Below are 4,748 nucleotides of genomic sequence, written 5' to 3' on the forward strand. Positions count from 1 at the left end.
CCGGGATTCACTAATCAACGAATCGCACGTCTGCTTGAATTGTAATCAGCAACTTGTAAACTTCTTTTCCTCTGCGCTCACACTTCTCGAATTTCAGTTCTCTTAGATATCCAGTTAAGGCAGTTTGGGTAATCGCACTTGCTTCACTGTTGTTTAAGGTATACCACAGTGAACCATTGTGACGATTGCAATAGATTTTGCTACTGCCTGCATCAGAGTGCAATCCTAGTTTTGGCTTATTGATTGAAGCGATCAACTGCTTGAGTAGTTCCTCTTGGCGCATCAAAGCAGCAAGTAATTCGGAATTTTCTTCAGGGTTCATTTGTTTGTACCAAAAGCATTTTCACTTTTGCATTGGCGCAGCCGTTTAATTGTGATATATGAAGCGTAGAGCCAATAAAACAGCGCTCTTGATTTTACAAAAGCGCTGTTTTATTACTAATTATTGCCCTGTACAGATTTATTGATGTGAATTAAATCTCGCTAACAACTCTTCACGGGATAAACTAGATAATTCCAGTAAAACTCTAGCAAAATCATCTGGTGCTAACAGCAACAAATTATTGACCACTCTTGAGAGTTCTTCATCCACAGAACCAAACCGGAATCTCAACAAGTTTTCTACAACCTGACGGCGTTCTTGCTCCACTCCCTCCTGTACCGCTTGCGCTCTTGCTTCTTGATAAGCTTCTGTTAAATTCATAATTAACTCCTGGTCATCTTCAGTTAAATCTGTTTGTGTCATTACACTGAGACGCCATCTGTAAATTATTTCAAGAACATTACGGCGGATAATATTCTCTGGTGGAAGGGCAACCAGTTCACTTACTGCTTGCTGTTGCACTGTTCCCCGTCCCAAAAGCCTTAACCATAGCGTCTCTGAAGTAACTGGTAGTTGGTTAATAGCTACTATTGCAATTCTAAAAATATTAGGTAGAAAGTATATTCCACTAGACCAGTTTTCTCGCTCTAATTGTGCGCCAAAACCGTTGAGTAAATCTTGCGAAGCTGATGGTACTAAAATCCACAAACGAGGTAAATTATTATCATCTAAACTTTTCCCTTCTGCCGATACCCGACAGTTCAGAGTAGAAAAGACATTTAAAAGTTTATGTAGGCAGCTTCGGACTTCTGTTTCACTAATCTGCTCACAATAAACTTCTATTGAACAATCACTTTGAGCAACTTTAGCAAGTAATCCAAGTGAGTGTCTTTCGGTTTGAATTGTCCCTTTCGGAAAAAACAGAACAATTCCCCGCCTTTCTGAATCGGTTATTACGCCGCTAACTTCTACGCTACCTAATGGTGAAAGCAAGCCTTCGAGATAATGCTCGACAAACAGACTATAAAATTTTTGGGTCATTCAAAGAACAAATCGCTAAGGATACGTTATACCAATATAAAAATCGCTTTTATTGACTTTGAAAGCACTAATTTTAATCAATACCCTCCTAAAGCAGCTTGAAAAACTTGTTCAGCAGTTAAATTTAGCTCTCTTAAAGTGGGTGATTGAATACGGTCATTTCCTCGAAATTGAGTAACTTGATATTCACCTTCGACTAAAGCATAAACTGATATTGTCGGTTGTTTAGGATTCCCAATAAACCGCTTTCCACCAAGAGCAGCATAGTCAACAATCCAATATTCTGGAATCCCAATTTCCTCGTACTCACCAAATTTCAGGAAATAATCATCACGCCAATTTGTACTTACAACTTCCACAGCTAATGGAATTGATTCTGCTTGAGTAACTGTTGATGCTCTTTTCCAGAGTGGTTCATTGACCAAGTTAGGAAGATTCAATACTAATACATCTGGAATATAACCAGATTTCTTATCAACTGATTTGACTAATACTTGACCAGGAATAGTATAAGCTAGATTAAACCTGCGAATCTCAAAATTGAGTTCTCTAATCAAAAATGCTCTAACTAGCTCATGTTCTCCTGTTGGTTGCATTTCTACTATTACTCCTTTGTATAATTCATATCTGCCATTTTCTGGTTTCCACTCTATAAAGTCTTCAAAAGTAACTGGTTCTGGTAAAGCTTGAAACATCGTATTATCTCTTCAAATTTCAACTGATGCCGACGCAATGTTTGATCACGCAAAAATTTTAGATTTGCTTCTATCTTTACATTTAAATAAAGGATCTAGTTCTCAAATTGGTAAGTGGACAGTTTTTTTAATTTATGCTGTCCACTGTTCAGATTTCTTTAATTTTACGCCACCGCCAACTCTAAGCTAACGTGTGGCACTTCACTAGTTACCGAAGCTAGGGCAAAGGATTCAACAGCCTCCCTGATACTCCAATACCGTACTCCATCTGTACACTGCCAGTAGTAGGTCTTGGGGTCGTTTTCCCATAACTCATCAGCGTTTCTGACCTTGAAGACAATTCCCAAGAACTCACCATCTAGATATACGTTGTGAGCAGTCTGAAGGTCAGTGCGTCCTACATACATCAAACGATAGCCGTTTACTGGTTCGCACAAGTCTTCTGCACGAGTACCGCGATAGGAGCAGTTACCGCAGCCGTGACCATCACAGTCTGGACAGATGGCGGCAGGCATATTCCACTTCGGCAGGGTGAAATCCCATTCCGCAAGTGGGGTTAATATTCGAGGCTTCTGTGAAGTGTAGCAACCAGCATGACCGATTACCTTATCAGGATAGTATTTGACGCTCAACGATAACCAATCACAATCACCTAACAAGCCAATTTTGTCAGCAACTTGTTTCAATTCCTTATCTTCCTTGTGATTGCACTCTACTGGAGTAGAAAGGCTCTCTTTCACCTCTGCTACAGCACGTTTGAAAAGCTCTTTGTGGTATCGAGCATAGCCGTGGATCATTTTTACCCACACGATATCATCACTGTTGATCCAGATAGTCACCACATCTTCAGGCTGGCAGTTTTTGGAGTAATCCGACTGATTGACGATAGTTGCAATGATTTGGCGATCCTGCGTAGTTAGTGGATCTTTTGTTGGCGTAGGGGCTAAAGTTTGTGTCATCATTAGAAATTGCCTCTTCTTTAAATGGTTGTGGGCATAGGGGCGATCGCAGAGTTTTGCAGACAGCGCGATCGTCCTATTTTTATTGGTCAGAGCGTTGTGCTGAAAGCACAGCACTTTCAATCTAGATTTGGCGAAGCCTCATTTTTAATACTCCTAGTCAGTGACTGGAGCTACCAAGCAGGATATACAGTGTGCAAGTGACAAAGGGCTTTAACAGTTTCACTCATCCAAGAGTCATCCTGTTGGTAATTTTATTAACCGAATCCGTTTTCCCAATGTGTACCTCTCACCTTCTCTGGTTGTGCCAGTGCATCAGCTACCTCTCAATTGGTACTTCCGGTTCTCTTTTCATGGTTCAGTAGTTCTGGTTTGCAACTCTTTTGCGTTTAGGCGCAGGCGATTCGCTTTCCTTGGCTCTAATATAAGCATAGACCATTGCCTGTGCAATTGTCAAGAAAACGTAAAGTAAAAGTCTATGCAAAAGCTAGAACGCTTATACTGCTCATATTCCAGGTATCTAGGCAAAGTCTAGACAAGAACTTAAGATTGGATATAGTGTTAAAGAAAGATTATTTAAGAGGTAAAGATGCCGAAGTTTTTAGCTGAAGGTGAGAGTCAAATGAATTTTCGTATTTCTGCTGACAAGAAAGAGGCGTTTAAAAAATATGCAGAAGAACACAACACTTCAGCCAGTAAGTTGATACTAGAGTTCATTGACAGCTGTTTGGGAATTGTGCCTACTAAAGAACAAGCTGACTTGACAGAAGTAAGAGAAAGATTATCTAGGTTGGAAGATTTAGTTATGGGGGAATCAGCCGCCTGAGAGGGGAAAACGAAACTCTCAGGCAATGGCGTGATCGTGTTTTAGCTTTAAATCCAGAAAAAGAACCGTAACCCCGTCATGGGGTTTTTTAATGCCTTTACTTTTGTAAATACTATATGTAAAGTTTAACCTTGATTTATGCTAGACATTAGTGTAGGCTGTAGACAAAGGATTAAGGATAATTACTAGCTAAAGTCTAGAGCTTTCTTTTAGCAATATTTAACCTATCGATATTTAAGCCATTCATTAGGACTTGAGCCGATTCCCTTGTCCAAGGCAAGCCCCTTAATAAAGCAGGCATTTACCCTAACTGGAGCAGAAAATATGTCACAGATCGAAATCGCCCAGGTAATTGAGCAGATTAAAGAAGAGATTCAGATAGACACAAGTGGTCAAGGAAAAGCTAGCATCAGAGCCGCAGCAAGACTAGCAGATGTGCAAGATTCTTCCCTTCGTCGCGCGTTTTTAAGTGCGGCACTAGAACCATCTGCATTGGCTCAAAGTATTATGCAGTCAGGGTTTGATAGTGCGGCACTAGAATTATGGAGTGAGCAAGGAATTCCAGATATGGGACTTGCTGCAATTATTGAGTACTACGCTTACGATGCTGGCAGATACTGCAAAAAGCAAGCTCGCTTAGTATGCAAAGCGTTCAACAGGATTGGTATTCGAGCTTGGATGCAAGACATTAAAGGTTGGAGCAAGTCTGAGCAACATAACCAACCAGTTCAGCCCCCTGCACCAGCGCTTCCTCCAGTCGAGCAACGGCTACATACTTTTGTACAGGCAATGAAGACTTTAGCCGAATGGCACTGAAATAAGACAAAACCCATGATTGATAATGGTTTGGAGAAATGAAACCCAAATTGTGATTTATCAGTGCAGAGCGGATTCTAAGTAACACT

General features: G+C 40.5%; 7 protein-coding genes. 3 read left to right on the forward strand and 4 right to left on the reverse strand.

Features of this window, described 5'->3' with window-relative positions; translation table 11 throughout:
* Positions 1–10: 10 nt before the first annotated feature.
* From H6G26_RS38560 to H6G26_RS38575, 4 genes are all read right to left on the reverse strand, one after another.
* Entirely contained in the window at positions 11–322 is a 312-nt protein-coding gene (locus tag H6G26_RS38560; RefSeq protein ID WP_242054296.1) for a hypothetical protein, read from the reverse strand.
* A 138-nt stretch (positions 323–460) separates the two neighbouring features.
* A complete protein-coding gene (locus H6G26_RS38565) occupies positions 461–1,363 on the reverse strand; it encodes a hypothetical protein (protein WP_190737017.1) in 903 nt (300 codons plus the stop codon).
* A gap of 77 nt (positions 1,364–1,440) precedes the next feature.
* Positions 1,441–2,058, reverse strand: coding sequence for a Uma2 family endonuclease (locus tag H6G26_RS38570; protein WP_190737019.1), 618 nt, complete (start codon positions 2,056–2,058; stop codon positions 1,441–1,443).
* Between the two features lie 164 nt (positions 2,059–2,222).
* On the reverse strand, positions 2,223–3,020 hold the full coding sequence (locus tag H6G26_RS38575) for a hypothetical protein (protein ID WP_190737021.1): 798 nt from the start codon (positions 3,018–3,020) through the stop codon (positions 2,223–2,225).
* A gap of 21 nt (positions 3,021–3,041) precedes the next feature.
* Here H6G26_RS38575 and H6G26_RS38580 point away from each other — a divergent pair, with 21 nt between their 5' ends.
* The 3 genes from H6G26_RS38580 (at position 3,042) to H6G26_RS38590 (ending at position 4,659) form a co-directional block, all read left to right on the forward strand.
* A complete protein-coding gene (locus tag H6G26_RS38580; RefSeq protein WP_190737022.1) occupies positions 3,042–3,221 on the forward strand; it encodes a hypothetical protein in 180 nt (59 codons plus the stop codon).
* A gap of 385 nt (positions 3,222–3,606) precedes the next feature.
* Positions 3,607–3,843: a hypothetical protein gene (locus H6G26_RS38585; protein ID WP_190737025.1), complete on the forward strand. Its 237-nt coding sequence runs from the start codon at positions 3,607–3,609 to the stop codon at positions 3,841–3,843.
* Positions 3,844–4,167: 324 nt separating this feature from the next.
* Complete coding sequence (locus tag H6G26_RS38590; protein WP_190737027.1) at positions 4,168–4,659, forward strand: hypothetical protein; 492 nt, start codon at positions 4,168–4,170, stop codon at positions 4,657–4,659.
* The last annotated feature ends 89 nt before the right edge of the window (positions 4,660–4,748 follow it).

The sequence above is a fragment of the Nostoc sp. FACHB-888 genome (assembly GCF_014696655.1).
Taxonomy (GTDB): Bacteria; Cyanobacteriota; Cyanobacteriia; order Cyanobacteriales; family Nostocaceae; genus Nostoc.

Coding starts and splice junctions, on each gene's coding strand:
- H6G26_RS38560 (WP_242054296.1), bottom strand. CDS start 322: ATGAACCCTGAAGAAAATTCCGAATTACTTGCTGCTTTGATGCGCCAA.
- H6G26_RS38565 (WP_190737017.1), bottom strand. CDS start 1,363: ATGACCCAAAAATTTTATAGTCTGTTTGTCGAGCATTATCTCGAAGGC.
- H6G26_RS38570 (WP_190737019.1), bottom strand. CDS start 2,058: ATGTTTCAAGCTTTACCAGAACCAGTTACTTTTGAAGACTTTATAGAG.
- H6G26_RS38575 (WP_190737021.1), bottom strand. CDS start 3,020: ATGATGACACAAACTTTAGCCCCTACGCCAACAAAAGATCCACTAACT.
- H6G26_RS38580 (WP_190737022.1), top strand. CDS start 3,042: ATGGTTGTGGGCATAGGGGCGATCGCAGAGTTTTGCAGACAGCGCGAT.
- H6G26_RS38585 (WP_190737025.1), top strand. CDS start 3,607: ATGCCGAAGTTTTTAGCTGAAGGTGAGAGTCAAATGAATTTTCGTATT.
- H6G26_RS38590 (WP_190737027.1), top strand. CDS start 4,168: ATGTCACAGATCGAAATCGCCCAGGTAATTGAGCAGATTAAAGAAGAG.